Source organism: Nostoc sp. FACHB-152 (assembly GCF_014697475.1).
Taxonomy (GTDB): domain Bacteria; phylum Cyanobacteriota; class Cyanobacteriia; order Cyanobacteriales; family Nostocaceae; genus Nostoc_B.
This window is the reverse complement of sequence record NZ_JACJRV010000015.1, coordinates 95457-121949: the sequence shown is the minus strand read 5'-3', so window position 1 is coordinate 121949 and position 26493 is coordinate 95457. Positions and strand designations below refer to the sequence as shown.

Genomic DNA, 26493 nt, shown 5'->3' with positions numbered 1-26493 from the left:
AGAAGAGCTTATGGTTTAACTAACTTTGATAATTTTAGAAGAAGAATTCTACTCAATTGGTATTTCTGCTACTAATTTATCATATCTAGTCTGGGAGAGCCAACAACAATAGCTGAAATTGCTATTTTACAAAGTTTGTTCTTTGAGACAAAAAATTATAACAATCTTAGTAGCTCGGCTCCTTTAGTAATTTACTTAGTACCAAGCAAAGCACTTGCTACAGAAGTTGAATCAAATCTGTCTCGTGTTTTAAAACGAACTACTAATAATAATGTCATAGTTACAGGTTTATATGGAGGTACTGACTGGGGGCCAACCGATGTATGGATGACATCAGATAAGCCAACAGTTTTAATTTGCACCTATGAAAAAGCAGAAGCTTTGATGAAATTTTTAGGAACGCTATTTATTCGTAGAGTTTCACTGATTGTACTTGATGAAGCCCATCTTGTTAAATTTGATGGTATAAAAGAATCTTTGCAAAAATCTGAAAATAGATCCTTACGTTTAGAATCGCTAGGGGCAAGACTATTTACTTATGTAGAAAAAAACCATTGCCGAATTATTGCACTATCTGCTGTTGCATCAGAAACAGAAAGTGCATTAGCAAACTGGATAGAAAATAGGACTAACGCCAGCCCAGCAAAGACAGATTATAGAAGTACACGCCAATTAATAGGTCGTCTTGAATGCAAGACAGAAAAAGAATTTGAAATACGCTATGACTTACTTGATGGTAAAAGATTAGAATTTCAAGAAGTTGGTCAATTTAACACACCTTTTATTCCAACTCCATTCCCACCATATCCCTCTGCACCAACAAAATGGACAGGGCCAGAAAAGCGGTTACGCCCTTATCTTTTTTGGGCAGCTATACACTTAGCAGCACCAGATGATAAAGGACAAAGACGTGCTGTTCTTATTTCAGTTACACAGCAAATAAGTGGCTATGCTGAAGATTTTTTGCAATTACTAAATTCAACATGGGCAGAAGTAGAAAAACCTTCATTTTTTCAACAACCCATAATATTAGAGCTTAATAATATACCGATAAAGCTTTTAGCTTTTATATTTAATACAGATTGTTTAGCTGGGATTTTACTTTTAGAGTCAAAAAATGTGAAGATTTGGCGAAAGTGTTTGCGTTCCTGTGTAGACTATTTTGGAATTGAATCCTATGAGTTTAAACTACTAAAAAAAGGTATTATAGTACATCACGGTAAAATGCCAGGTTTGATGGCTCGCTTACTTATCGATGCCATTGATGAAAGAATTGTACATTTAGTTTTATCAACTTCTACTCTTTCTGAAGGTGTTAACCTTCCTTTTGAAACGGTATTAATTCCTAGCTTAAGACGTAGCAAAGGATGCTTAAATATTCATCAATTTAGTAATTTAGTTGGTCGAGCAGGAAGACCTGGATTCGGTACAGAAGGGCGCAGCCTAGTGTTACTTAATAATCAATCAACAGATTGGAGTAGCAAGCAAGCACGCAATAGATATTTTTCTTTAATTAATGAGCTAGAAAATCAACTACAAAACAGTCATCAAAATATTAATCCTCCTAGTCCTTTAGCAGAATTGTTGTTACTTCTGGAAGAAAAATGGTCTTTGATATCTAGTTCTGGTTCACAAGATGAGTTTTTTAAATGGCTTGAAAAAACTGCACCACTTGATCCTGGTAATAATCTTTCTGATGCACAAGTATTAGCTATTGAAACTCTCGACTCGCTAGATAGTATTTTATTGTCTGCAATTGTCGAAATTGAACAAATAGAAGCTAAAGACTTTAGTACTAATGAGTTGGAAGAGCAACTTCAAAAAATTTGGCAACGAAGCTTTGCATATTATGCAAGCCAGGAACAAGAAAGATTAGCAAATTTATTTATCAAGCGAGGTATGGCACTGAAAACAGAAATTTATAGAGATTCTTCACAGCGTCGGCGTTTGTATCGTACCAGCTTACCACCACGTTCTGGAAATCAACTTCTAAATCTCTATTTTGATTCCGGTTTCAAAGAGCAATTAGCAAAAGGAGAAGATTATGCAACCTGGACACCAGAGCAACGTTTTAACTATATTCAGACTGTAGTTAATAATTTAAGCACTTTATTAAAATTTAAGCCAACTAATCTACCTAATAAAACTTCTGTAAATGAAGTATTACTTTGGTGGCTTGACTCTAAAAGCGCATCTCAAAAGCCAGCAATCAAGAAAATTCCAGATTGGTATAAGTGCATTACTCAGGATTTTATATACAAGTTTAACTGGGGATTAGGAAGTATTATTGCATTAGCAATAGATGAAGCTTTTGGTGGCGAATTAGTTGAATTATCCCTTGAAAACTGGTCACAAACTGGGCTTCCTTGGATTGTTTTTTGGATGAAAGAACTTATTATATGGGGAACGCTAGAACCAGTCGCAGCGTACTTGCTTGCTAAAGTAGAAGATGTAACGACTCGTGAACAAGCTGAAGAATTAGCAAAAACTTACTATCAGTACATTAGCGAAAGAGAAGCAGAACCCAACGAATATCTTAATGCAGTTAATATCAGAAATTGGGCAGAGCAATCATTTCCTCTTGAACGCCCTTTACCAACTCCAAAACCGCCTAATCAAATGAATGTAAATTTACTTAGGGATTTCACTATAGCTCCAACTAAAACTTGGACAGTAGTACCAGTAGAGGTCGGAAATGAAATTCAATGGTTTGATTTAGCAGGTTTTCCACTTGGAATTTGCCAGAAACCGAAAAATTGGCAGTCTGACTTTTTAAATACTTATGATTTTATTTTAGATGCAGAAAATCGAGTTGTTTCATCAAAGGTTTATGTTTGATTTTTGCAAACATATTCTTTGGTGTAGTAGTCAAAAAATTTGAAAAATTCTCCAGAGGAGAAGCTACGCGATCGCAGGTTTAATATTCTGTATTTATAGACAAGTAAGTTGGGGAAACTTTACCCATACTACGGACTAGCGATCTCCACTTTAGTATTTTAAAACAAAGGTAGAAATTCTATCCTATCTTGATATTCGTTATCCAGTGAACCTTCTGCTACCAAAAGTAACTGCTCAAGATTTTCACCAACGCTTAATTTTGGATTTAGAATGAAGATTCCTGGTACATGATGGTTCTGAGCTATATGATCTGCTAAGTGAAGTGGCATAGATTTGCGGTTATTAGTAACTAAAACAAAATTATGTTCTTCACACCAAAGCAAAATTTCTGGGTCTAGAGTTCCTTTTGGTGGAGTAGTTAAGTCACCAATTGCCAGCACAAACAAATCAGGCTTTAAGCGGCGTAGTTGAATGGTATAAATCGGATCAACGTTCTCATCGATGAGATACTTCAGTGCCATGAGTTTGCATCGCAATTTTTTCCGCTTTTAATTTACGTAGCCTTTCAACAACTGGATTTGGATTGCGACTTTGCTCTTCTCTCATACGATCGCCCCACTCTAGCCAATCTTTAAGATAAGCATCTACAGCTTTTTGATTGTGTAAGTAGTAGAGAATAGTAGCATAAACCTGTTCTAAAGTCAGCGAAGTGTAGGTTTTGGCAATCTCTTCTGGAGTTTTAGCACGGAAAAGGTAGTCAAATAAAATTGTTTCAATCCCTACTCTTGTACCCTGAAGTCGAATATCATCAGGTGCTAAAAAATTAAAGTAGTCTTCCAGTTGCATAGTTTGTTAAGAATAAGAAATTTCTATATTGACTGATCGTAACATTCAACAAATTTGAGCGAGCATGAGGAGATGCTACGCGATCGCCAGTTTAATATTCTGCTCTCTAGATAAACCGAGCAAGCGATCGCGTGAACTACTATAATAATATTGTTTATCGGCTTTCTGTTTATAGCTTAAGAAAGCACTTACAATTCCTAACGACTGTAACAGTCATTACGCCATCGCCGCTTCACTTTTTGATAATATCAGCCTGTGACTTGTATTACCTCTCTTAACGAAATAGACCCGTTGGCAAGACTAATGCCATAGATGCTAATTGCTCAGAAACTAGCAAAATTAATAAATAAAATATGGGGGCAGCAAATTGCCGCTAGGGTTGGGTAACAGCATCTTTTGGGGGGAGTTGGTATTCCAACGGACTTGACGCAGGCTAATACATTTACAAAATGATACCCACAAGAGACTTGTATTGGTATAAGCATTTTCGTTAAGCTGGCAACCAAAGATGCAAATTAACAGTGAACAGTGAACAGTAAACAGTTGTCAGTTAGATCCCTGGTGAAACACCACACCAAATTAGTGCTATGGGTTTGTGGTAGGTTTAAATCCCCCACCATACGCTTTGATAACTGATAACTGATAACTGATAACTGGTTTAAGGTCTGAATTGCTTATAAGTGTAATTTGGCTACATGGTCAAAAGGCATTGTCTTTGCTAATGACTAATGACTAATGACCCTTTGGGTGAACCAGTTGCTCATAGGGGAAACCCCCTACGAACCCGTCACTGGTTCACCAATGACAATGGACTGTTTTCGACCCATACCCACTTGAATAAGATAAAAATGGCAAACAACGAAGAATCACGCGGTTTAAAGTCTCTGTTTGATTGGTTTGCAAATCGAAGAAAATCAGGCTCTACCAACCCAGAACGGCAAGAACGAGAGATCGCTGACGGACTGTGGCACAAGTGTTCTAAGTGTGGTGTTTTAACCTATACAAAAGATTTGAGAGCTAATCAAATGGTCTGCGTCGAATGTGGACATCATAATCGGGTAGATAGCGATGAACGCATCCGCCAATTGATAGATAACAACACTTGGCAACCGATAGATGAGCATTTGCGCCCAACAGATCCCTTACAATTCCGCGATCGCAAACCTTATAGCGATCGCCTCCGGGAAATGGAAACTAAAATCGGTCTGATAGACGCGGTAAAAACTGGTTTAGGAAAAATTAACGGAATGCCTGTAGGGTTGGGAGTCATGGACTTCCGCTTTATGGGTGGTAGTATGGGTTCCGTGGTTGGCGAAAAACTTACCCGCTTGATTGAACAAGCAACTAGTCGGCGTTACCCTGTAATCATTGTCTGCACCTCTGGTGGTGCGAGAATGCAAGAAGGTATGCTCTCCTTGATGCAGATGGCGAAAATCTCCGCAGCCTTAGACCGCCATCGTGATGCGAGATTATTATATATTCCCGTGTTGACTAACCCGACCACTGGCGGTGTAACTGCTAGTTTCGCTATGTTAGGCGATATTATTTTGGCAGAACCCAAATCAACCATTGGTTTTGCTGGTCGGCGCGTGATTGAGCAAACCCTACGCGAAAAACTGCCAGATGATTTTCAGACTGCTGAAGATTTGCTCAAGCATGGCTTTGTGGACGACATTGTACCCCGTACACAGTTAAAGAACACCTTAGCCCAGCTAATTGCTCTACACCAACCCGTCACCACCGCCCCTCCTATGATGCTGTGGGAGACGATGACTTTTAGTTCTACAGCAGTTGAGTAGGGGAGTGGGGGAGCAGGGGAGCAGGGGGGGAATTTACAGCAAGATTTTGACCTTGCAGCCTGTCCCAGTTCCTCTTCCTTACCTTCCAGGCTCCTGAACAAAAAATAGTGGCACAAGTGCGGCTAGGCGCAATAAGCCAGAGAGGGCGAATAATCCGAGTAAGCCACCCCAGACGGCAAATTGGGCAATGAAACTGCCTATGGTTGTGCCTAAAGCACCACTAGCCCCAGCCACCGCAGCTGCGATCGCAAAATAAATTGACTGATTTTTCATTGGTGCGATCGCTAATTGCAAATTGTTATTGCACAAGTCAATTGCTGCCCAAGTCGCACCCGCCAAAATATGTAACAGTGGTAACCACAGCCAAATATCAAGCTGACTGGCATTTACCCCCAACCACAAAATTGGTGTCACTCCTACTAGAATCCCGACAAAAAGTAGAATTGGCAGATTACCTACCCGGTCTGCTAATTTGCCCCACCAAATCATCATCAACAAATTTGCACCAGCTTGTAAACTGCCATAAAGCGTCACCCAACTAACATCTATACCTAAAGTATCCAGCATATAGAGGTTAAAAAAGGGCGCACACAGATGTACAGAAAACATCCATAAACTGATATAAATCAAAAATATTAAAAAGTTAACATTTTTCCAAATTTTAATAGCCGGCTGATTTAAGGTAGTGGGTGAAGTAACTATTTCATCTTGTAAGTTGTCAATAGCTGTAGAATCTACAGAATTTTGTAATTGGGGATTGATGTCTACTTGGAAGTATTGACAGCCAATGCTGACAACGCCAAATGCAACTCCCAATAGCAGCAATACCCCGTAACCTTGTATAGTTCCGCCGTACCAATGTGATACTACAAGACCAGCTAAAGGCAGACAAATCAAGTTGGTTAAGCTAATCGCACTGTTGCGAAACCCAAAATAGCTACCGCGCAATCGTCTGGGAACCAACATCGCTAACCAACTCAGCCACGATGCACTACCTAACCCTCCTAAAAGATTACTGGCTAAGAGAATTAACAGCGTCATGACAACTAACTGTTGAGAATTTACACCGCCCCAACTAAAGATAGCAATAGCGATCGCTAAAATTAGCCACACTAGCCGAGCCGTTCCATATACCCCCATCGCATACCGAAAACGGCTAGTAGTGCGTTCTGACAAATAAGCACCCAAAGGCTGAATCAGATTCACCAGCATGGGTATAGAACATAACAACCCAAACACTACTGGGCTAGCCTTTAATTCCACCAGGAAATTACTGAGTAAAATACCGCTAGTTGTAATTGTAAAAACCGTTGCTAAAACAGCATCCATTGTGGAGGCTTGTAAACTAGTCCGAATACCATCCTTAGGAATGCTTAACTTGGGTTTTTCGCTACGAACTAGTGTGCTTGGCGGTGTAACAACCTGGGGTATTTCCAGAGTTAGAGAAGCAGCTGTTTCAACCTGAACAGAATCCATAGTGATTTTTGAAGTCATGCACCTGGGCGCAGTTGTAGTTACATTTGAGGAATAGAAATTTCCTCATCAGCTTTCGTTATAATTTTTAGTTATTTTATCTTGCGAATTCTCAACAAAAATTCAGATTAGTTAAACTTCTGTCTTTAGCTACAGACGATATAAGTGAAGAGAAAGCTATTGTCATCTTTCTGTGAAAAGAATCAGTTTGGGGAGATTTGTGGGTGTAATAATAGCGATCGCGATCGTTATTATTAGCTGTCATAGTTTACAACTACCAAAAGCAAACGCAGTCACCATCAAACTGAGTGGCTGGGCTGGTTCCCAGGTAGAACAAAAGCTTTTAAGACAAGTTCTACAAGACTTTGAAGCCCAACATTCCAACATCAAAGTTAAATACGAAGTCATCTCTGATCAATATATGGACGTAATCAAAACCCGTTTGGTTGGAGATGCAGCCCCTGATGTATTCTATCTGGATGCGTTGGAAGCACCTTTTTTGATGAGTCAAAATGTTTTGGAACCTTTAGATAACTATATTCAGCCAGAATTCAATATAGATGACTTTGAAGTTACCCTATTAGACAGTTTTAAATACCAAAACCATATTTATGGGCTTCCTAAAGACTATTCTACATTAGCTCTCTTTTATAACAAAGAATCTTTTGCTACCGCAAGCTTAAATAGTCCCCCCACTACTTGGTCAGAACTACTCACTTACTCCCAAAAATTAACAAGCAAGCTCAACAAATATGGATTTGGAGAAATCACAGAACTAGCAAGACAAGCATATAAAATTAAAGCCTTTGGCGGAAGAGTTATTGATGAGAACGGTTATGCTACTTTTGCTAGTGAACCAAGTTTAAAAGGATTGCAATTAGTTATCGACCAGTATCAAAAAGCTAAATCATCTGCCCAAAAATCTGATGTAGGTACAAACTCAGGTAGCGAAATGTTTGGACAAGGTAAAGTAGCGATGGTTATTGAAGGTAACTGGGCAATTCCTTACCTGCAAGAAACCTTTCCACAACTGCAATTTGCCACAGCAGAAGTACCCACAATTAATAATCAAAAAGGCACGATGGTGTTTACTGTAGCCTATGTAATGAACAAGCAATCTCAACATAAAGCAGCAGCTTGGGAATTAATTTCTTACCTTACAGGTAAAGCCGGAATGCAAAAATGGACAGCCACAGGATTTGCTTTACCAACAAGAAAATCAGTAGCCCAAAAATTAGGTTTTGACCAAGACCCCCTCAGAAAACCATTAGTTGCAGGCGTAAATTATGCAACACCTTGGCAAGTTGGTAAATATCCCGCAGCAATTATCAATAATTTTGATAATCAGTTTGTCAGTGCTTTGTTAGGACAACAACCATTAAATCAGGCAATATTAAGGGCGGAAAATGCAGCCAATCAACAAATTAAAATGATGGAGTAAAGTTAAATGTGGAACAGCTTATTAATCGAGTAGGGTGTGTTATGCGAACGCCATAACACACCATATTATGTGGAAGTAAGTTAGGCACTTTTTTGTAACAAACGCCTAAAACACTAAAGGAATTTATATTTTTGACTACGCCTAGTCAATACCCCACTCAACTCCCAATGTTTCCAGTTTAGAATTTTTTACACTCAGTCTCTTACACTCATCCAAAAATTCTTTCACCTGTTCTTGAGTCAGACTCAAACCGCCATCTTGGAGGTTATGAATATAGGTAATCACATCTGAAGTTGTCAAAGATGAACTTATCTCTTCAAGTAAAACAGCATTATTGACTTCTCTAGACACCAACTCAATATCAGAGGAGGTAAATCTGATACTCTGCTCTGCTAAAATTTCAAAATTAACTAACTGATTCATATTAATTTGTGATAAATAGTGCTTAAATATTTCCGCTCGTTCTTCTTGGTTTGGAGGGAAAATTGGGACTTTCCAATCTAATCTGCCAGAACGTTTCAATGCACTATCAATTCCACTCAAATAATTAGTAGCAGCGATAACTATAACATCACTATCTTTGATATTATTTAGTTCAATCAATAACTGATTGATTGTCGCTTTTTGGTCAGTATGGGCGTTATCTTCATTCCGATTAAATCCAATGCTATCTAACTCATCTATGAATAAAACAGAAGGTGCTTTTTTCTTAGCTTGAGCAAAAATATCTCGAATATTTTTCTGACTTTGCCCTATCCAAACACTAACAATATCAGCAGGCGAAAACTTAAAGAAATATCGCCCTGATTCATTAGCGAAAGCATTGGCGAGTAAGGTTTTACCACAGCCAGGTAAACCATAGAAAAGAATCCCGCCTATTGAACCTTTGTATCCTTTAGTTTGTAATTTTAGCAGTTTAGTTAATTTTTCTTTTTCTTCATGTAGACCTTTGACTTGGTTAAAGTCAAGTTTTACTTGCTTGATAATTGGACTGATTTGGATTTTTCCTCTTTTTTTAACTCTATATTCAAAAGTAGGGTAATTAATTTTTTCAAATGATACAGGAATTAATTGATGCTTTTCATAATCCGGAGTCATGACTATGATTTTGAAATTATCACCATAGTACTCTGCTAGCTTATATTCTAAAATTTCCTTAGTTTTTTTCAGTTGATAGTAGTTACGAGCAATTTCAAATCCAGGTACTACTAACCAAACACTTTCTAATTTATTTGGCCATACCTGAGATTTGCGTAAAATTCTCTTAATCATGTCAAAGAAGAGATTTTTATCGGAATGCTCTTGATATTTAAGGGTTTCTATTTCGACAACAATTTTATTTTTTACGTATACTTCAATTTTTTCATTTTGATATTCTTCATATTCATCATCATCTGTAGTTTCTTCATCTTGGGAAGTTAACTCTACCTCACAGCCTATATGAGATAATTCATATCCTAAACTTTCCAAGGTTTTGATAGCAAAATATTTTAGATAGATGTATTCGCTGCTTTCTTCTTGCCACTTTAGATGATAAAGATGTTCAGGTTTCATCCTCAGTAATAATTGTGATTCAGCCTGAATTTGGGCTTTTTGCAGTTCTAAAAAATAATTTAGTAAAGATACGTCATCTTCATCCGTTTCATAATAAGGTAGTTCTAATAATAGCCGAAAGTGAGCTAATATCTCGTCTTTTTGCTCAATCGCCGCTTCATGAGAATATTTACATCTAAGAGTAAATGTAAAAGGAATTTTACTAGCAACTCTGTCTACTAAATGTCCTAATGTATCTTCTTTTTGCTGGGCTTGGATTTCTGAGATTGGAGGACAATGAAATAAAATAAAGGATTGTGTAGAATTATATTTATTTAGAGCCAAAGATATCTGTTCAAATTGCTCATCAAATTTTTCAGAGTCTAGTAATTCTAAGCCAGTATTACCTAAGATAACACTAGTCATTGTTGAGCAATAAAAATGAAATATATTAGCTCCCTGAATTGGATTTTCTTTCTCATTTTCATTATCATCATCTGAGTCAATGATCTTAGTGGCAAATTGCCGTACAGAAGAACTGGTAACTTCACTAGTACCTTGATATTGAAATTTTCTGATTAATTCATAATTTAAAACTTTGACAACAATATCAGAAAAGAAATCTACGGTTTGGGGAATGAGAAAAATTCCCATAGGTTGATTTGAATCTAAACAAGATTGGAAGCGTTCATATTCTTCCTCAGATCCAAAGTCAAATAAATAGTAAAAGAAATCATGTTTGACTTGAATCGGTTCACTAAGTTTTTGCAAAATTGTTTTAGATGCACATATTTCCTCAGGAGGTTCTACGCCTTTGAGAGAAATATCTATTTTGGTATCTAAGGGAATATATAAATCAAAAACTGGCTCGGCACACAGCCCAAGATTATCTAAAGTAGTATTAAACTCATCAATGAATGCCTGACTTCTACGTTGATAGCCAAAATATTCCATAATGCTTTTAACGCGCAAGCTTTTTTTGGCTTTACCAGTTCTTTGGAGTTCATTTTTAATAGAGTTTAAGTAGGCTGTATATGACATTTTGTATCCTCATAGAAACTAAACTTATATTTCCCTAAACGAGATATGCAGCTAACTTAGATAAGCGATCGCTCTACTCTCCTCATCAAGCGATACCATAAATAATCATGCACTCCCTATCGCTTCAACTAGCTTATGCTGAATTAGGCGGAGGTTAAATTGTGTTACAAAATAGCAGACGACCCAGAAGCAGCAGGTGGAATATAACAGAAAATCTGGCTGGATATCTGTTTTTAGCACCGACTATCCTGGTTTTAGGAACTTTTGTCGTATTACCAATTCTCTACGCCGTCTTTCTTTCGCTACACAAAGTTCAACTTCTCGGCGGAATTAACTATCAGTTCATCGGCTTTCGCAATTTCAGTCGCTTAGTTGAAGATGAACGCGTCTGGATTGCTTTGAAAAATACGGCAGAATATGTTGCCATTGTAGTACCGTCTCAAACTATTTTGGCTTTAGTTTTGGCGGTAACTTTGAATTCAGGAATTCGCGGAAAAAATTGGTGGCGCATCCTCTACTTTTTGCCTACAGTAACTTCTTCCGCAGTGCTGACGCTCATTTTTATGTGGATTTATAACACTAATGGGCTACTAAATGATGTTCTGGCTTTCCTGGGTTTACCTACTTACAACTGGTTAGGAGATCCGGCTGTAGCACTTAAAGCCATCATGATTATGAATATTTGGTCAACTGCGCCATTTTATATGGTGATTTATCTCGCAGCATTGCAAGATATTCCACAAAAATTATATGAGGCGGCAGAACTTGATGGTGCAAATGCTTGGCAGCAGTTTATTTATATTACTATTCCGTTGCTGAAACCTGTCACTTTTTTTGTAGTAGCTATCGGCATAATTGGGACTTTTCAATTATTTGACCAGTCTTATATTTTCTCGGCTGGAACTGGCGGGCCAAATAACGCGACCTTGACCTTAGTTTTGTTAATTTACCAAGCCGTATTTCGTAATTTACAGATGGGTTATGCTGCTGCGATCGCATTTTTATTAGCAGTAGTCATCATCACCATGACTTTAATTCAGAGGCGTTTATTTGGAGGCGAAAATATTTGACTAAAATTTCTCGCATTTCTTGGCTGAAAGTATTGTTATATCTGGTGCTGACGGTTTATGCAGTTATTACCTTAGTACCATTTTTATGGGCATTGTCAGCATCATTCAAACCATTACCAGAAATAGTCAATGGCGGCAGTAATTTCATCCCCAAAAATTTTACCTTAGATAATTACAAGCAAATCTTTTTACAAGAACCTTTATTTTGGCGTTGGCTATTCAATAGTATATTTATTGCTGTCAGCGTGACGCTATTAAACTTAATATTTAACTCAATGGCGGGTTATGCCCTAGCTAGACTGCGCTTTGTGGGGAAAAACTTTTGGTTCTTTTTGATTTTGGCAGTGTTGGCAGTACCAGCACAAATTACCTTGATTCCCACATTTTTAATTTTAAAGGCGATCGGTTGGCTGAATTCTTATCAGGGCATGATTGTGCCTAGCATGGTTAATGCTACTTTTATCTTTATGATGCGGCAGTTTTTTGTTAATTTCCCCAGAGAATTAGAAGAAGCCGCGCAATTAGATGGTTTAAATACCTTAGGAATTTTTAGATATATCGTTTTACCTTTAGCAAAACCAGCACTAGCAGCCCAAGCCATTTTTGTCTTCATGGGTAGCTGGAATAATTTTTTATTACCTGTGGTTATCTTATTTGACCCGGAAATGTTCACCCTGCCCTTAGGCTTAAACACATTCAAAGGTCTATACATCAGCTATTGGAACTACATAATGGCAGCTTCTATGGTATTTACCTTACCTGCTTTAGGTATATATGCTTTCTTCAACCGCTACTTTATTCAAAGTGCCACCTTTACAGGCGGGAAAGGGTAGTCATTTGTCAATAGTTATTTGTTCTTTGTAACTCCCCCTGCACCCCTGCACCCCTGCTGCCCAACTTCCCCAGCCCCTGCTCGAAATTTGGGCGACAAATTGCACTCCTAACGTGATATTGGTATTACAGCGACTCAATCTCTATTTGTTAGTTAACAAACATTATGAATTTTGCAGGTCTACCGATCGCAGAGATAGCAACGGACTACAGTATGACTGTGGAGAAAGTTTTGTCTCTGTATCACCAATTGGGAATTGCTTATAAATACCAAAAAACTCATTGGGCGTTAGAAAATGCAAAAGCAATTATGGCGCAAATATCGTCTGAAATTTCCTATAAAGGTACCAGCGACTCGGTAAGTGACACCAGCGTCACCTTATGGGCGATTTCGGGCTTGAGCGAATCTTTAATAACATACAACCACCGTTAACGACACAGAGATTGAGCATCGCATTATTTAGCTGTGTTGAGCGTCAAAATTTTTAAGGGGAAATATGTTAAGAAGATTAATTGGCGTTGTTGTGGTTACTGTTTTGCTGGCATTTCAGTTGATGGTCGGTAGTGCTACAGCTGTGGAGCTAGACGCAGCTACCAGAACAGTGCCATTAAATGACAAGGGTGACAATATCACACTCAGCCTGAAGCAAGTGAAAGAAGGCAAACGTTTATTTCAATATGCTTGCGCTCAATGTCATGTTGGTGGCGTTACCAAAACAAACCAAAACGTTGGCCTTGAACCAGAAGCTCTAGCACTAGCTACACCAAACCGCAACAACATTGAAGGTTTGGTAGATTACATGAAAAATCCCACTACTTATGATGGCGAAGAGGAAATCTCTGAATTACACCCTAGCCTCAAGAGTGCAGATATTTTCACAGAAATGCGTAATCTCACAGAAGATGATTTAGTAGCGATCGCTGGTCATATCCTACTACAACCCAAAGTTGTCGGTAGCAAGTGGGGCGGTGGCAAAATCTATTACTAAACTTCAGTACTGATTGCTGAGTAGTGGGGAATTAGATACTGGGAAGAAATAAGTATGAAGTAAGAAGTATGAAAGTTGACTTTTCTCATCCTTCAGACTTCAGCCTTCTGTCTTAATACTTCTCAGTTCCTAGTTCCCAATCTTTAATATTTTTTTAGTAATTGAAATTTAGTGTTGAGCTTGCCGTAATTTTACCCATAAATTTTTAAGTGCAATGCAGTGTAGTAACTATTGCTGATTGCCAAATTTTTGGTTATTGATTTATAGCTGCAAAATAAAAAAAAATATATCTACGACATATTGTCATACTTTGGCGTTGATTTTATTTAAAATGAGATAGGGAAATAAAAACCATCTGTTAGGAGAAAATCATGAAATTGATTATGGCAAGCCTGCGGCGCTTGAGCCTAGCTGTTTTAACAGTTATTTTAGTTGTAAGTAGCTTTGCTGTTTTTGCACCTTCCGCATCTGCTGAAACCTATCAAGTCAAGCTGGGTAGCGATAAAGGACTGCTGGAATTCCAACCCAAAAAGTTAACAGTTAAGCCCGGCGATACAATTGAATGGGTAAACAACAAAGTTCCTCCCCATAACGTTGTATTTGATGCGGCTAACAACCCTGCTAAGAGTGCAGATTTGGCTAAATCTCTGTCTCACAAACAGTTGTTAATGAGTCCTGGTCAAAAACAAACAACTACCATTCCAGCAGATGCACCTGCGGGTGAATACACCTTCTACTGCGAACCTCACCGTGGTGCTGGCATGGTTGGTAAAATCACTGTTGAAGGCTAAAAAATTACTGTAGATACTAGAGATTTTTCTAGACTCTTCAGTAAAATTCACAAGCTAACAAATGCCATCTGGCACATACAAAAAAATCAAAAAATGGCGGTGACGAGTTTTATTTCCGCCCAGAATGCTCAACAGCTTATAGCTATGGAAGAGATGAACTCGTCACCGCTAATTTTATTCATAGTTTAAAGATGATAAAATAAACATCCTATCTGTCCTCAGAAATTATTTGTCAATCATTACCACAAATCTTAAATTGCAACAAAAACTACAATATATATAAATAAATTTTGAAAGTGAGATTTATTCTATAGGATTCATATTTGATTTTTTTCAAAAATCAGTACATTGTTATCAGCCTTAGAAACTGTTGCCTATTGCCTATTGCCTCCCTACACAAGTATATTCAGTAATCAAACCGGATTTCTATATAAGGTTATGTAATCGCTGGAACCTGTTTACAAGGAGAATAACTTGAGACGAATTTTATTAATATTATTTCTAGCGATCGCTCTGTTTAATTTTACATTTACTTATCCAGTACTAGCGGCTGAAACATCCAACGGTGCAAAAATCTTCAGTGACAATTGTGCTTCTTGCCACATAGGTGGTGGTAACATCTTAATTCCTGAGAAAACTTTACACAAAGAAGCTTTATCACAATATCTTGCAGATTATAATACCGACGCAATTCAAGCAATTATTCATCAGGTGCAGAATGGCAAAAATGCTATGCCTCCCTTCAAAAGTAAGTTAACGCCCCAAGAAATTTTGGAGGTAGCTGCATACGTTTTTCAAAAATCAGAACAGGGTTGGTAGTAAACTCATGTAAATGGTAGTGCGATCGCAACCCTGATTGCTTGGATACAACGATGAACAACAGCACAAATATATGGTGGATATATGGTTTACTCTCGGCTGGTTTTGCTGCCTTAACCACCATATTTGGCAAAATTGGCGTAGAAAATGTGAACTCTAATTTAGCAACCGCCATCCGCACAGTTGTAATTTTGGTAGTCGCTTGGGGAATTGTCTTTTATCAAGGTAATGCCGCTAGAGTTTTAGAAATTTCTCCCAAAACTTTGTTGTTCTTAATATTATCTGGTGTGGCTACTGGCTTGTCTTGGATTTTTTATTTTAGAGCTTTGCAAACAGGAAAAGCATCATTAGTTGCACCTATCGATAAATTTAGTTTGGTATTAGTTCTGTTATTTTCTGTAATGTTTCTTGGCGAGTCCTTAAGCTGGAAAGTTATATTAGGAAATTTATTAGTAGTTATCGGCACTTTAGTTTTAATACTTTGATAATTACAGCATTTTTCATCTGGATGAGATAAATTTTCTAGCCTCTAGCCTCTCTACCCTTGAAAGGTGTACTGCATAAAACTGGAAACGTTTTAATTAAGATTGGTGCAGTATCGAAATAAATCGAAATAAGGATGTGGTAGCTAGACTATTTCTGAGTCCAACCACCACACTCACTCTTAATTTAATTGCATAATTGCAACTTAGCCAAAGACGAGATCACCCGCACCTAATGTTGCGCCGCCTGCCAATTGGATTTCAAAGTCTGGGTTTGCATTGCCAGAGAGATTGGCTTGCACCAAACCACCGAGGAAGCGCACTTGACCAATTCCATTAAAAGCACTAGCACCGATAAATACGAGCGAACCGCCATAGATTTCTTTCAAATCGATTGTATCCACACCACTGGTAAAGTCTGTAATTGTATCACGCAAACTTGAACCAACTTGTGACTGAGCAGCAGTATTGTAGACAAAACTATCCGCCCCAGCACCACCCGTCAGAGTATCTTGGCCTAGTCCACCTACCAGCACATCAGCACCAGCCCCACCATTGAGCGTGTCAGCACCAGCCCCACCATTGAGCGTGTCAGCACCAGCCCCACCATCGAGACTGTCATCGCCAGACCCACCATTGAGGCTGTCAGCACCCTGATTACCAAAGGCAGTCAATGGTGTAGTTGTACCACTACCATCAAGCGTGTCACTTCCTGCACCGCCGGTAAAAGTAACCGCAGTTACGTCAGTATCTTCTAAGTTGCCAACTTCGAGACTATCATTGCCTCCAAGTCCATTGATCTCAAAACTTTCTACACCATTGACAGTTAGGGTAAATGGGACAAGGTTCAATCTGTCGAATATGGCGTTATCACTATCGTTACCCTCCAAGAGGAATTCATCGCCAGCAGGTGCGCCATTCACCTCAACCACGTCGCTACCACCATTGCCATTAATGAGGTCGCTGCCGTCACCGTTATTCCAAATTAGTCGGTCGTTACCGTTACCACCATTGAAAGTGTCATTCCCCGTATTTCCCGATATAACATCGTCGCCATTACCACCATTGAGAATGTCAGTGCCAGCACCACCATTAAGTGTATCAGCGCCATTACCGCCATTAATAATGTCATTCCCATCATCGCCATTGAGGATGTCAGCACCACCAGCACCGTTGAGAATGTCATTTCCAGTGCCACCATTGAGCGTATCATTTCCACCAAAGCCATTTAAGATATCAGCCGCAGCATTACTAGTCCCGATATCTGGGCCATTAGTTGGGCCTGGGCCTGGAGTCCAAGTTATTGCCATGATAGTTTCTCCTGATTTACTATTTTGCAGAGAATATCAAGCTAGTAGAGCTTCATTTCTAGAAATGAAGTTACTACTACCTCAAAAACTTGAAATTTGTTAATAAATGTCCGGCTGAGACTACCTGCTTTACTGATTCAAAAAGCAGCCATCTCAAAAAACTTTGGATGCTTGGTATTGGTCTAAAGGACACTATCCGTGTCAACTTAAACTTATAATTAGACTTGGAAAGCTTTGTACAAATATCTCATTTCCAGTTTGTAACTGGAGACAAGACGTGAAAAAAGATAGGGCTGAAATTGACAGATTCTGCGAATCATTATTTATCCTTATATAAGGATAAATAATCTTGAGTTTTAACCTTTATTTATCATTTTGATAAACTGGCTAACTCGCATATAGAAGACCTACTTGTAAGTCTATACAAGATGATAAAAAATGCTCAATCTAAATTGTAAAGTTTTATAACAACAAGCAAACCCAGCAGTAAATAATAAGCTTTTAGCAAGAATATATGCGAATATTTGCTAAATTAGGTTTTTTAGTATTTGCAGGCACTAATTTCCATTTTTTTACTTTGTGTAGTGTCTTTTTATTCTTAAATTCATTATCCCTAAGCGTCCATACAATAGAGTTTCACTAATCAGAAATGGTGCTTTTTTGTTCTGAATCACTACCAACGTCAAATGATGTTGTATCCTTATTACCTTCGAGCAACTGTTTTAAAACGCTTATTTGCTTGATAGTGTTTTGACTTTGTTGGTGTGTTTTACCTATAAAATTTAAAGATAATTTTATTAATAATCAGTAAAGCTATTTAATGCATTTATGAAATTAAAAATTGCATAAATAATTTTGAAAAAATCAATTTAGCTTTTAGACAAATATTTAAAATACTGTATTGATGTTTAACATAATCTTATTCAACTCAACATACAGTATTTATATATATTTAATGAATACAAAACACTTGATATTTAGTACAATTTAAGTGATTAATCTGAGTTTAATCTCTACTTTTTGAAAGCAAAAAATAAAGATTCAGTATACTTATAAATATAAATTCAAATTTAAAAATATTTTTGCTAAATTAAATTTTAACCAGTATAAACACAGTAAAAATGTTGGAAAGTGAAGGTTTTAACTTCATAGCAAACCAATACTAACTTTAAAAGTTAGAAGCTACTAAAGCAGATAAAGGATGCTTACTCAAATTGAGTTTTAACTATCAAGTTAATTATAGTCATTTAGTAGAGCGATCGCCAGCCTTAAAGCATTTAAAAACTGGCAAAACTCCATAATGACATTACAGAAGTTGCTCAAAGAAAACAAGCTTTCTAGTAACTCAAGCAGCTAGAGCTACTATTTTTTCACCAATGCTAATTTCTGAAATTCATCTGTCTATAGCCTTATACCAACAATTTTAAATATTGGCTTGCAAGTCTTGCTTCAGAGCCTATTGCAGAGTTTTGACACAAGACTACCTGTGCCAATTTGGTATTACTCAGGCTATGGATAATGCTGCTATTGACAGTTATTTAACAACTTGTAGTCCTTTTTTTACAACGTACTTATACCAAGAATAAACAGAAAATGAATAATGCTTACATCCTCCATAATAATTTAGTTGTAGAGTCTCCCTTGAACATTGACTCAAATATTTTAAGAACATTAGAACAAGCTTTATTTCTTACACAAGAAAGATTGCAAACTTTTGCTAATGACTCAGACTTTACTCAAAAAATGGCAGTAGCTTTTGGAGGAGAAGCTAAGGTTGATTTTTTAGGCACAGCTTGGTTGGCAAAAGATTTTAGTATTTTCCCTAATATAGAGATTCGCAATGCAGCAGATATTAATGGTGCGAATGGAGCTTATGGGGCATCTACTAATAAGATTTATCTGTCTTGGGAGTTTTTGCTGACAAATCAGGCGAACCCAGAAAATTTTGTTGGATTGTTATTAGAGGAAATTGGGCATCGAATTGATACTGTCCTCAATAATACTGATAGTGCTGGGGATGAGGGAGCGATTTTCTCCGCGTTGGTGCAAGGTGAAAGTCTTAGTAATGCCGCATTGACACAGTTAAAGGCAGAAAATGATTCAGCAGTAATTAATATTAATGGACAAGCGATCGCAGTTGAACAGCAAAATTTCACAGGTACTAACGGAAATAACACAATAACCGGAACCTCTGGCGAAGACAACATCAACTCAGGACTAGGAATTGACAACGTAGATGGAGGTGCAGGTAATGACCTGTTAATCGTAGATTACTCCAGCAACAGCTACACTGGCACATCACCACAAGCAGGTATTAATAGCTCTGTTGGGAGCAACGGTACAGGTGGATTCAGCGGTTCTTACTTTGCTTATCGGGAGGCTAATAACTTCTCTAATTACGACCAAGTATCCTTCTCCAACATCGAGCGATTTCAAATCACTGGCACAGCCGCTAATGACAACATTCGCACTGGTGATGGCAATGACACCATTGTTGGTGGTGCAGGTAATGACACCATTATTGCTGGGGGTGGAAACGACAGTATCACCGGTGGTGCCGGAAACGATATCATCACAGGTGGAACAGGCATCAATATCATTGATGGCGGCGAAGGAACCGATACTCTCATTGATGCTGACTTCAGTTCTGCGACCAGTAGTTTAAATATTGACGACACTACCAGCAAAACTATCAACATAGCAGACGGCACAAGTGTCACCAACGTTGAACTATTTACCAACCTGACCACAGGTAGTGGCAACGATGTCATCAGCTTTACCCAGCGCAACAACAACACTATCAATACTGGCAGTGGCGAAGACAACATCAACTCAGGACTAGGTTCCGACAACGTAGATGGAGGTGCAGGTAATGACCTGTTAATCGTAGATTACTCCAGCAACAGCTACACTGGCACATCAGCAGGGATAAGTAGCTCTGCTGGTAGCAACGGTACAGGTGGATTCAACGGTTCTTACTTTGCTTACAGAAACACTAGCTTTAATTACGACCAAGTATCCTTCTCCAACATCGAGCGCTTTCAAATTACTGGCACAGCCGCTAATGACAACATTCGTACTGGTGATGGCAATGACACCATTGTTGGTGGTGCAGGTAATGACACTATTATTGCTGGGAATGGAAACAATAACATTACAGCAGGTGAGGGTAACGACAATATCACTAGTGGTAGCGGCAACGACAGCATCACAGGTGGTTTGGGGAATGACACGATTACCGCAGGCGCAGGCATCAACATTATTGATGGCGGCGAAGGTACCGATACTTTAGTTGATGGCAACTTTAGTACACTGACCACGGCGATTACTTTTGATGACACTGGCACAACTCACGCACCCATCACCTTAGCAGACGGCACAAGTGTCACCAACATTGAACTATTTACCAACCTGACCACAGGTAGCGGCAACGATGTCATCAGCTTTACCCAGCGCAACAACAACACTATCAATACTGGCAGTGGCGACGACACGATTAATGCTGGGTTAGGTTCCGATAACGTAGATGGCGGTGCAGGTAACGACCTGTTAATTGTCGATTACTCCAGCAACAGCTACACTGGCACATCAGCAGGGATAAGTAGCTCTGCTGGTAGCAACGGTGCAGGTGGATTCAACGGTTCTTACTTTGCTTACAGAAACACTAGCTTCAATTACGACCAAGTATCCTTCTCTAACATCGAGCGCTTTCAAATTACTGGCACAGCCGCTAATGACAATATTCGTACTGGTGATGGCAATGACACCATTGTTGGTGGTGCAGGTAATGACACTATTATTGCTGGAGGTGGAAGCGATCGCCTCATCGGTGTCGCTCAAAACGCCGTCAACCCTGGATTAGGAGAAATTGATACCCTCCAAGGTGGTGCAGGTGGAGACATTTACATCATCGGTAATGCAGCTACTACCTTTTATGATGATGGCAACGCCACTACCTCTGGTACAGCAGATTACGCCCGGATTGTTGGCTTTAACGCCAGTGAAGATCTCATCCAACTGACAGGCCCAAAAACTAACTACATCCTGGGTACATCTCCAATCAATGGCATCACTGGCACAGCAATTTACATTAACAAACCCAATAGTGAACCAGATGAACTGATCGCCATCATTGAAGGAGTCACAGGATTAAACCTCAATTCCAACGTTTTTATCGAAGCACAAAACGAATCTGGTCTATTCTCCTTCAGCCAAGCTACCTTTAGTACTCCTGAAAGTAACAACGCCACCATTACAATTACCCGTGAACAGGGAACTATTGGTGCAGCTAATGTTACCTTGGCTTTAACTAACGGTACTGCCACTGCTTCTGGTGATTATGATAACAGTAGTATGACCGTTAACTTTGCTGATGGCGAAACTAGCAAAACCATTACTATTACCATTGTTAACGACAACATCTATGAATCTAATGAGACTGTCAATCTAACCCTGATTAACCCTACCAATGGCGCAGCTTTAGGAACTCAGAAGACAGCTACTTTAACCATTGTCGATAACGATGCTCTTCCTGGCGCGATCGCCTTTAGTGCAGCTAACTATAGCGTCAACGAAGATGGTACACCTGTTACAGTTGTCACCCTCACCCGTACTGGTGGTAGTGATGGGGCAGTCAGTGTGATTGTGACTCCTACCAACGGTACAGCAACAGCATCTAGTGACTTTATTAGTAACCCGATTACAGTTAACTTCGCTAACGGAGAAACTAGTAAAACAGTCGCAATCTCTGTCATTAATGACACAGTTTATGAAGGTAATGAAACCGTTAATTTAACCCTCAGCAATCCTACCGGTGGAGCAAGCATTGGTACACAAAATACCGCCATCTTAACCATTGTTGATAATGATGCGCTCCCTGGTACTCTGGCGTTTAGTAGTGCCAACTACAGTATCAATGAAGATGGTACAGCCAATACTGTAGTTACTATTACTCGCACAGGTGGTACTAACGGTGAAGTCAGCGTTACCTTAACACCTAGTAATGGTACAGCAACAGCACCCGATGACTATTCCAACACCCCTATCACTGTTACTTTTGCCAATGGCGAGACTTCTAAAACAGTTAGTATACCGATTGTCAATGACACAGTTTATGAACAGACAGAAACTATTAATTTAACGCTGTCTAACCCTACTAACGGTGCAGCATTAGGCACACAAACAACAGCAGCTATCAGTATTATTGACAATGATGCTGTTCCCGGTACTATAGCTTTCTCCCAAGCTACCTACAGTGTCAATGAAGACGGAACCCCCATTAGCCAAGTTACTCTAACTCGTACTGGTGGAAGTAATGGTGAAATTAGCGTTGTTGTAACGCCGAGTAATGGTACAGCAACAGCATCCGATGACTATAGCAATACCCCGATTACCGTTACCTTTGCCAATGGGGAAACTTCTAAAACTATCAGCATTCCTATTGTCAGTGACAGCCAATTTGAAGCCAATGAAACCATTAATTTAAGCCTCAGCAGTGCGACTGGTGGCGCAACTATTGGCAGTCAAAACACAGCAATTCTAACGATAGTTAATGACGATTCTTTCTTACCAGGAGCGATCGCGTTTAGTGGGGCTAACTATAGTGTCAATGAAAATGGAACACCTATCAATCAAATTACCCTGACTCGCACTGGTGGAAGTGATGGAGAAGTCAGTGTTACTCTTAATTTCAGTGATGGAACAGCAACAGCAGCCAGCGACTACAGCAATACACCGATTACAGTTACCTTTGCCAATGGAGATACAACATCTAAAACTGTTACCATCCCCATCAATAACGATACCCTAGCAGAAAGTACAGAAACCTTTAACCTCACCCTGACTAATGCCACTGGTGGTGCAACCATTGGTAGTCAAAACACAGCCGTTGTCAGTATCATCGATGATGACAATGAAGTAAATATTGTAGGAACTGCTGGCAATGACACCCTCATAGGCAATATTGCCAATAATGACAACATCCAAGCCTTAGAAGGCAATGATATCCTATCTGGTTTAGCTGGTAACGATACTCTAAATGGTGGTACTGGCAAAGACACCATGACTGGAGGATTGGGCAATGACATCTACATCGTTGATAACACTGCTGATAAGGTAGTTGAAAACCTCAATGAAGGAACAGATACAGTTCGCTCATCGATTAACTACACCTTGGGTGACAATGTAGAAAACCTGATTTTGACTGGCACAAGCAATCTCTTGGGAACAGGTAACTCACTCAACAACTCCATTACAGGTAATAGTGGCAATAATACCCTCAATGGCAAAGCTGGTGATGACACCTTAGATGGTGGTGCAGGAAACGACATCTTAGACGGCGGTGTTGGTAATGACGTAATGATTGGTGGTCTTGGTAACGATACCTACTACGTTGATAGCAGCAGCGACCAAATTATCGAAGCATTCAATGAGGGGACTGATACTGTTCGTGTCAGTGTTTCCTGGGTGCTAAGTAGTACCTTAGAAAACCTGATTCTGACTGGCACTAATGCCATTGATGGTACTGGTAATGCCTTGAACAACAGCATCACAGGAAACATTGCCAATAACAACCTATCGGGTAACGACGGCAATGACAACCTCAAAGGGAACGCTGGTAACGATACTCTGAATGGCGGTCTGGGCAATGACATCTTAGATGGTGGTCTTGGTGATGATGTAATGATTGGCGGTGCTGGTAACGATACCTATTACGTTGATAGCAACAGCGACCAAATTACCGAAGCGTTCAATGAGGGAACTGATACTGTCCGGGCTGCTGTTACCTTCACACTGGGAGATCATCTGGAAAATCTCATCCTGACTGGCACTAATGCCATTGATGGTACTGGTAATGCCTTGAAAAATACTATTACTGGTAACTCTGCAAACAATAACTTGTTTGGTGGTGGCGACAATGACACCCTCAACGGTGGTGATGGAAATGATAATCTCGAAGGCGGCAATGGCAATGACATTCTGACTGGTGGTACTGGTAACGATACACTATTTGGCGGTGTTGGTAGCGACAAGCTAACTGGTGGCACTGGTAATGATAGATTTGTCTTTAACAGCCTGGGTGAAGGTATTGATACAATTACCGACTTCAGCAGCACAGATGATGTTCTGGTAGTACAGACTCTCTTTACTAACTTAAATTACACAGGCACAAATCCAATTGCTGACGCTTACATCCGAGGTATCCAGTCGGGGTCAAATACTTTGATTCAAATTGATACTGATGGCGTTAGTAGCAACGCAAGTTTTAGCACTTTAGTCACGCTCAATAACTTTAATGCTAGTAACTTCAGCCAAAATAACTTGATTTTCTAACCCAATAACTTTGCTCAGAGATTGGGGTTGTAGCAATACAACCCTTTTTCTTTGATCACAGCTTGAAGCTAAGTATGTTCCAAAACACTGTATATCATGTCCGGCTAATCACTTGTAATTTGATACATCTGTGCAGAAACTGTAAAACCCTCTCCCCTGCCCCCCTGCGGCCTTAATGATAAGTCTTTCACCGGACACGATATTATTTCATGTCGTAGCCAAATAAGTTAGGGTTAACTTCTCCTAACTGTAAATCTGCTAAACCATACTCTGCCCAGCGTCTTTCTACCATTGCAGCTATATCAGGATCTGATTCTAATGGTGCGCCCCATTCATGTTCTGTTTCAGGGGGAATTTTGGTAGTTGCATCAATTCCCATACGTCCACCTAAACCAATTTTTTCACTGGCAAAGTCTAAAGTGTCAAAGGGTGTATTTGGCAGAATAAACACATCGCGCGTGGGGTCAACTTTAGAACTAATTGCCCAAACTACTTGGCGTGGGTCGCGGATATTTATATCTTTATCAACGACAATGACAAATTTGGTGTAAGTAAATTGCGGTAAAGCACTCCAAAATGCTAAAGCGGCTCGGCGTGCTTGTCCGGGATAGGCTTTATCAATGGAAATAATGGCGGCTTTGTAACTCAAGGCTTCCATTGGTAAAAAGAAATCCACAATTTCTGTTACTTGTTGTCGCAGAATTGGGGTATATATCCGATTGAGTGCGATCGCCATCATCGCTTCTTCTTTCGGTGGACGACCGCTAAATGTTGTTAAATAAATCGGATCTTTGCGGTGCGTCATACACCCAAAACGAATTAAAGGCGAATCTTCCACACCGCCGTAATAACCCATATGGTCGCCAAAAGGCCCATCTGGTAAAACTTCCCCTGGTGTAATTGTCCCTTCTAAAACAAATTCGGAATCGGCGGGAACTTCTAAATCTACTGTTTTACACTTTGCCAACTGCACACCAGAACCGCCATACAAACCTGCAAACAGCCATTCTGATAAATCTACAGGTATGGGTGTAGCGGCTGCCATGATAATTAGAGGATCTACACCAAGTGCGATCGCTATTTCTAACTTCTTCCCACGTTCTGCCGCTTTCCGCAAGTGTCTCGCCCCGCCTCGCACCGATAACCAATGCACAGTCATTGTATTTTTCGATTGCAATTGCAGGCGATAGACACCCACATTCGGCGTACCTGTCTCGCAATCTTTAGTAATTACCAACCCCAACGTGATAATCTTGCCAGCATCACCACAATAAGGGCGAATCAACGGTAAAGTGGTTAAATCCAAATCATCGCCTTGAATTACCACTTGCTGACAAGCCGGAAAAAAGTCTCTCCCTGGTTTGGCTTTAAGGACATCAAACAGCACCTTACCAAAATCTATCGCCTGAGAAATCTTTTTTGGCGGTTTCGGTTGTTGCAACATACTCAGCTTTTTACCCAAAGTTTCTAACTCCTGGGGATGCTGCATATTCATAGACCAGCAGATTCTTTCCACAGTCCCCAGCAAATTCACCGCCACCGGGAAAGAAGCACCTTTAACATTTTCAAACAACAACCCCGGCCCACCTTTTTGCAGCATCCGGTTAGAAATCTCAGCAATTTCTAAATCTGGGTCAACCAAGGCTGATATCCGCCTTAACTGACCTTTCTCTTCTAAAATTTTGATGAATCCGCGTAAATCTCTCGCCATTGTTCTAATAAAGCTAAATAGTTAAGAAGTATGAAGCGTCTTTTTAATATTATGAGCTATTGGGGAACAGGGAACAGAGAGTAAAGAATAAACAACCTATTGCCTATTGCCTATTGCCTATTGCCTGTTCCCTCTCCCCAAGAGTTAACTAATTGATTGACTTTTCTTAACCCTGCGGTACAAGCAA

17 protein-coding genes are annotated in these 26493 nt (G+C 39.4%); 11 read left to right on the top strand and 6 right to left on the bottom strand.

All coding sequences use genetic code 11. The annotated features are described in order from the left end of the window. The first annotated feature begins 78 nt into the window (after positions 1–78). Positions 79–2838, top strand: a complete 2760-nt coding sequence (locus H6G76_RS14630) for a DEAD/DEAH box helicase (RefSeq protein ID WP_190701592.1) — start codon at positions 79–81, stop codon at positions 2836–2838. 158 nt (positions 2839–2996) lie between these two features. Here H6G76_RS14630 and H6G76_RS14625 read toward each other — a convergent pair whose 3' ends face one another. Continuing rightward, on the bottom strand, positions 2997–3359 hold the full coding sequence (locus H6G76_RS14625; protein WP_190701568.1) for a DUF5615 family PIN-like protein: 363 nt from the start codon (positions 3357–3359) through the stop codon (positions 2997–2999). Beyond that, positions 3334–3684 carry a DUF433 domain-containing protein gene (locus H6G76_RS14620; protein ID WP_190701566.1) on the bottom strand — a complete coding sequence of 117 codons (351 nt, stop codon included), beginning with the start codon at positions 3682–3684 and terminating at the stop codon, positions 3334–3336. The genes H6G76_RS14625 and H6G76_RS14620 overlap by 26 nt, the downstream gene beginning before the upstream one ends. A gap of 848 nt (positions 3685–4532) precedes the next feature. On the opposite strand from H6G76_RS14620, the gene accD reads away from it, so the two are divergent. Beyond that, the gene (accD, locus tag H6G76_RS14615) at positions 4533–5483 is read left to right on the top strand and encodes an acetyl-CoA carboxylase, carboxyltransferase subunit beta (protein ID WP_190701589.1); all 951 of its coding nucleotides are present in this window, start codon (positions 4533–4535) and stop codon (positions 5481–5483) included. A 78-nt stretch (positions 5484–5561) separates the two neighbouring features. Here accD and H6G76_RS14610 read toward each other — a convergent pair whose 3' ends face one another. Beyond that, entirely contained in the window at positions 5562–6959 is a 1398-nt protein-coding gene (locus H6G76_RS14610) for an MFS transporter (protein ID WP_190701563.1), read from the bottom strand. Between the two features lie 217 nt (positions 6960–7176). Between H6G76_RS14610 and H6G76_RS14605 the strand changes: the two genes are divergently transcribed. Further along, the gene (locus H6G76_RS14605; RefSeq protein ID WP_397333640.1) at positions 7177–8397 is read left to right on the top strand and encodes an ABC transporter substrate-binding protein; all 1221 of its coding nucleotides are present in this window, start codon (positions 7177–7179) and stop codon (positions 8395–8397) included. 141 nt (positions 8398–8538) lie between these two features. On the opposite strand, the gene H6G76_RS14600 is transcribed toward H6G76_RS14605, so the two are convergent. Further along, complete coding sequence (locus H6G76_RS14600) at positions 8539–10971, bottom strand: 26S protease regulatory subunit (protein WP_190701560.1); 2433 nt, start codon at positions 10969–10971, stop codon at positions 8539–8541. 161 nt (positions 10972–11132) lie between these two features. On the opposite strand from H6G76_RS14600, the gene H6G76_RS14595 reads away from it, so the two are divergent. From H6G76_RS14595 to H6G76_RS14565, 7 genes are all read left to right on the top strand, one after another. Then, positions 11133–12041 carry an ABC transporter permease subunit gene (locus H6G76_RS14595; protein ID WP_190701558.1) on the top strand — a complete coding sequence of 303 codons (909 nt, stop codon included), beginning with the start codon at positions 11133–11135 and terminating at the stop codon, positions 12039–12041. After that, a complete protein-coding gene (locus tag H6G76_RS14590; protein WP_190701555.1) occupies positions 12038–12874 on the top strand; it encodes a carbohydrate ABC transporter permease in 837 nt (278 codons plus the stop codon). The genes H6G76_RS14595 and H6G76_RS14590 overlap by 4 nt, the downstream gene beginning before the upstream one ends. 164 nt (positions 12875–13038) lie before the next feature. Next, positions 13039–13305 carry a hypothetical protein gene (locus tag H6G76_RS14585; protein ID WP_190701552.1) on the top strand — a complete coding sequence of 89 codons (267 nt, stop codon included), beginning with the start codon at positions 13039–13041 and terminating at the stop codon, positions 13303–13305. Between the two features lie 64 nt (positions 13306–13369). Next, positions 13370–13861: a photosystem II cytochrome c-550 gene (gene psbV, locus H6G76_RS14580; RefSeq protein WP_190701551.1), complete on the top strand. Its 492-nt coding sequence runs from the start codon at positions 13370–13372 to the stop codon at positions 13859–13861. Between the two features lie 371 nt (positions 13862–14232). Further along, entirely contained in the window at positions 14233–14652 is a 420-nt protein-coding gene (gene petE, locus H6G76_RS14575; protein WP_190701548.1) for a plastocyanin, read from the top strand. Positions 14653–15126: 474 nt separating this feature from the next. Then, the gene (gene petJ, locus H6G76_RS14570; RefSeq protein WP_190701545.1) at positions 15127–15471 is read left to right on the top strand and encodes a cytochrome c6 PetJ; all 345 of its coding nucleotides are present in this window, start codon (positions 15127–15129) and stop codon (positions 15469–15471) included. 53 nt (positions 15472–15524) lie between these two features. Further along, complete coding sequence (locus H6G76_RS14565; protein WP_190701543.1) at positions 15525–15956, top strand: EamA family transporter; 432 nt, start codon at positions 15525–15527, stop codon at positions 15954–15956. Positions 15957–16159: 203 nt separating this feature from the next. On the opposite strand, the gene H6G76_RS37670 is transcribed toward H6G76_RS14565, so the two are convergent. Next, positions 16160–17263, bottom strand: a complete 1104-nt coding sequence (locus H6G76_RS37670) for a calcium-binding protein (protein ID WP_190701540.1) — start codon at positions 17261–17263, stop codon at positions 16160–16162. Between the two features lie 1593 nt (positions 17264–18856). On the opposite strand from H6G76_RS37670, the gene H6G76_RS37005 reads away from it, so the two are divergent. Beyond that, positions 18857–24595 carry an S-layer family protein gene (locus tag H6G76_RS37005; RefSeq protein WP_242056395.1) on the top strand — a complete coding sequence of 1913 codons (5739 nt, stop codon included), beginning with the start codon at positions 18857–18859 and terminating at the stop codon, positions 24593–24595. 202 nt (positions 24596–24797) lie between these two features. On the opposite strand, the gene H6G76_RS14515 is transcribed toward H6G76_RS37005, so the two are convergent. Further along, positions 24798–26306 carry a UbiD family decarboxylase gene (locus H6G76_RS14515; RefSeq protein WP_190701537.1) on the bottom strand — a complete coding sequence of 503 codons (1509 nt, stop codon included), beginning with the start codon at positions 26304–26306 and terminating at the stop codon, positions 24798–24800. Positions 26307–26493 lie beyond the last annotated feature (187 nt).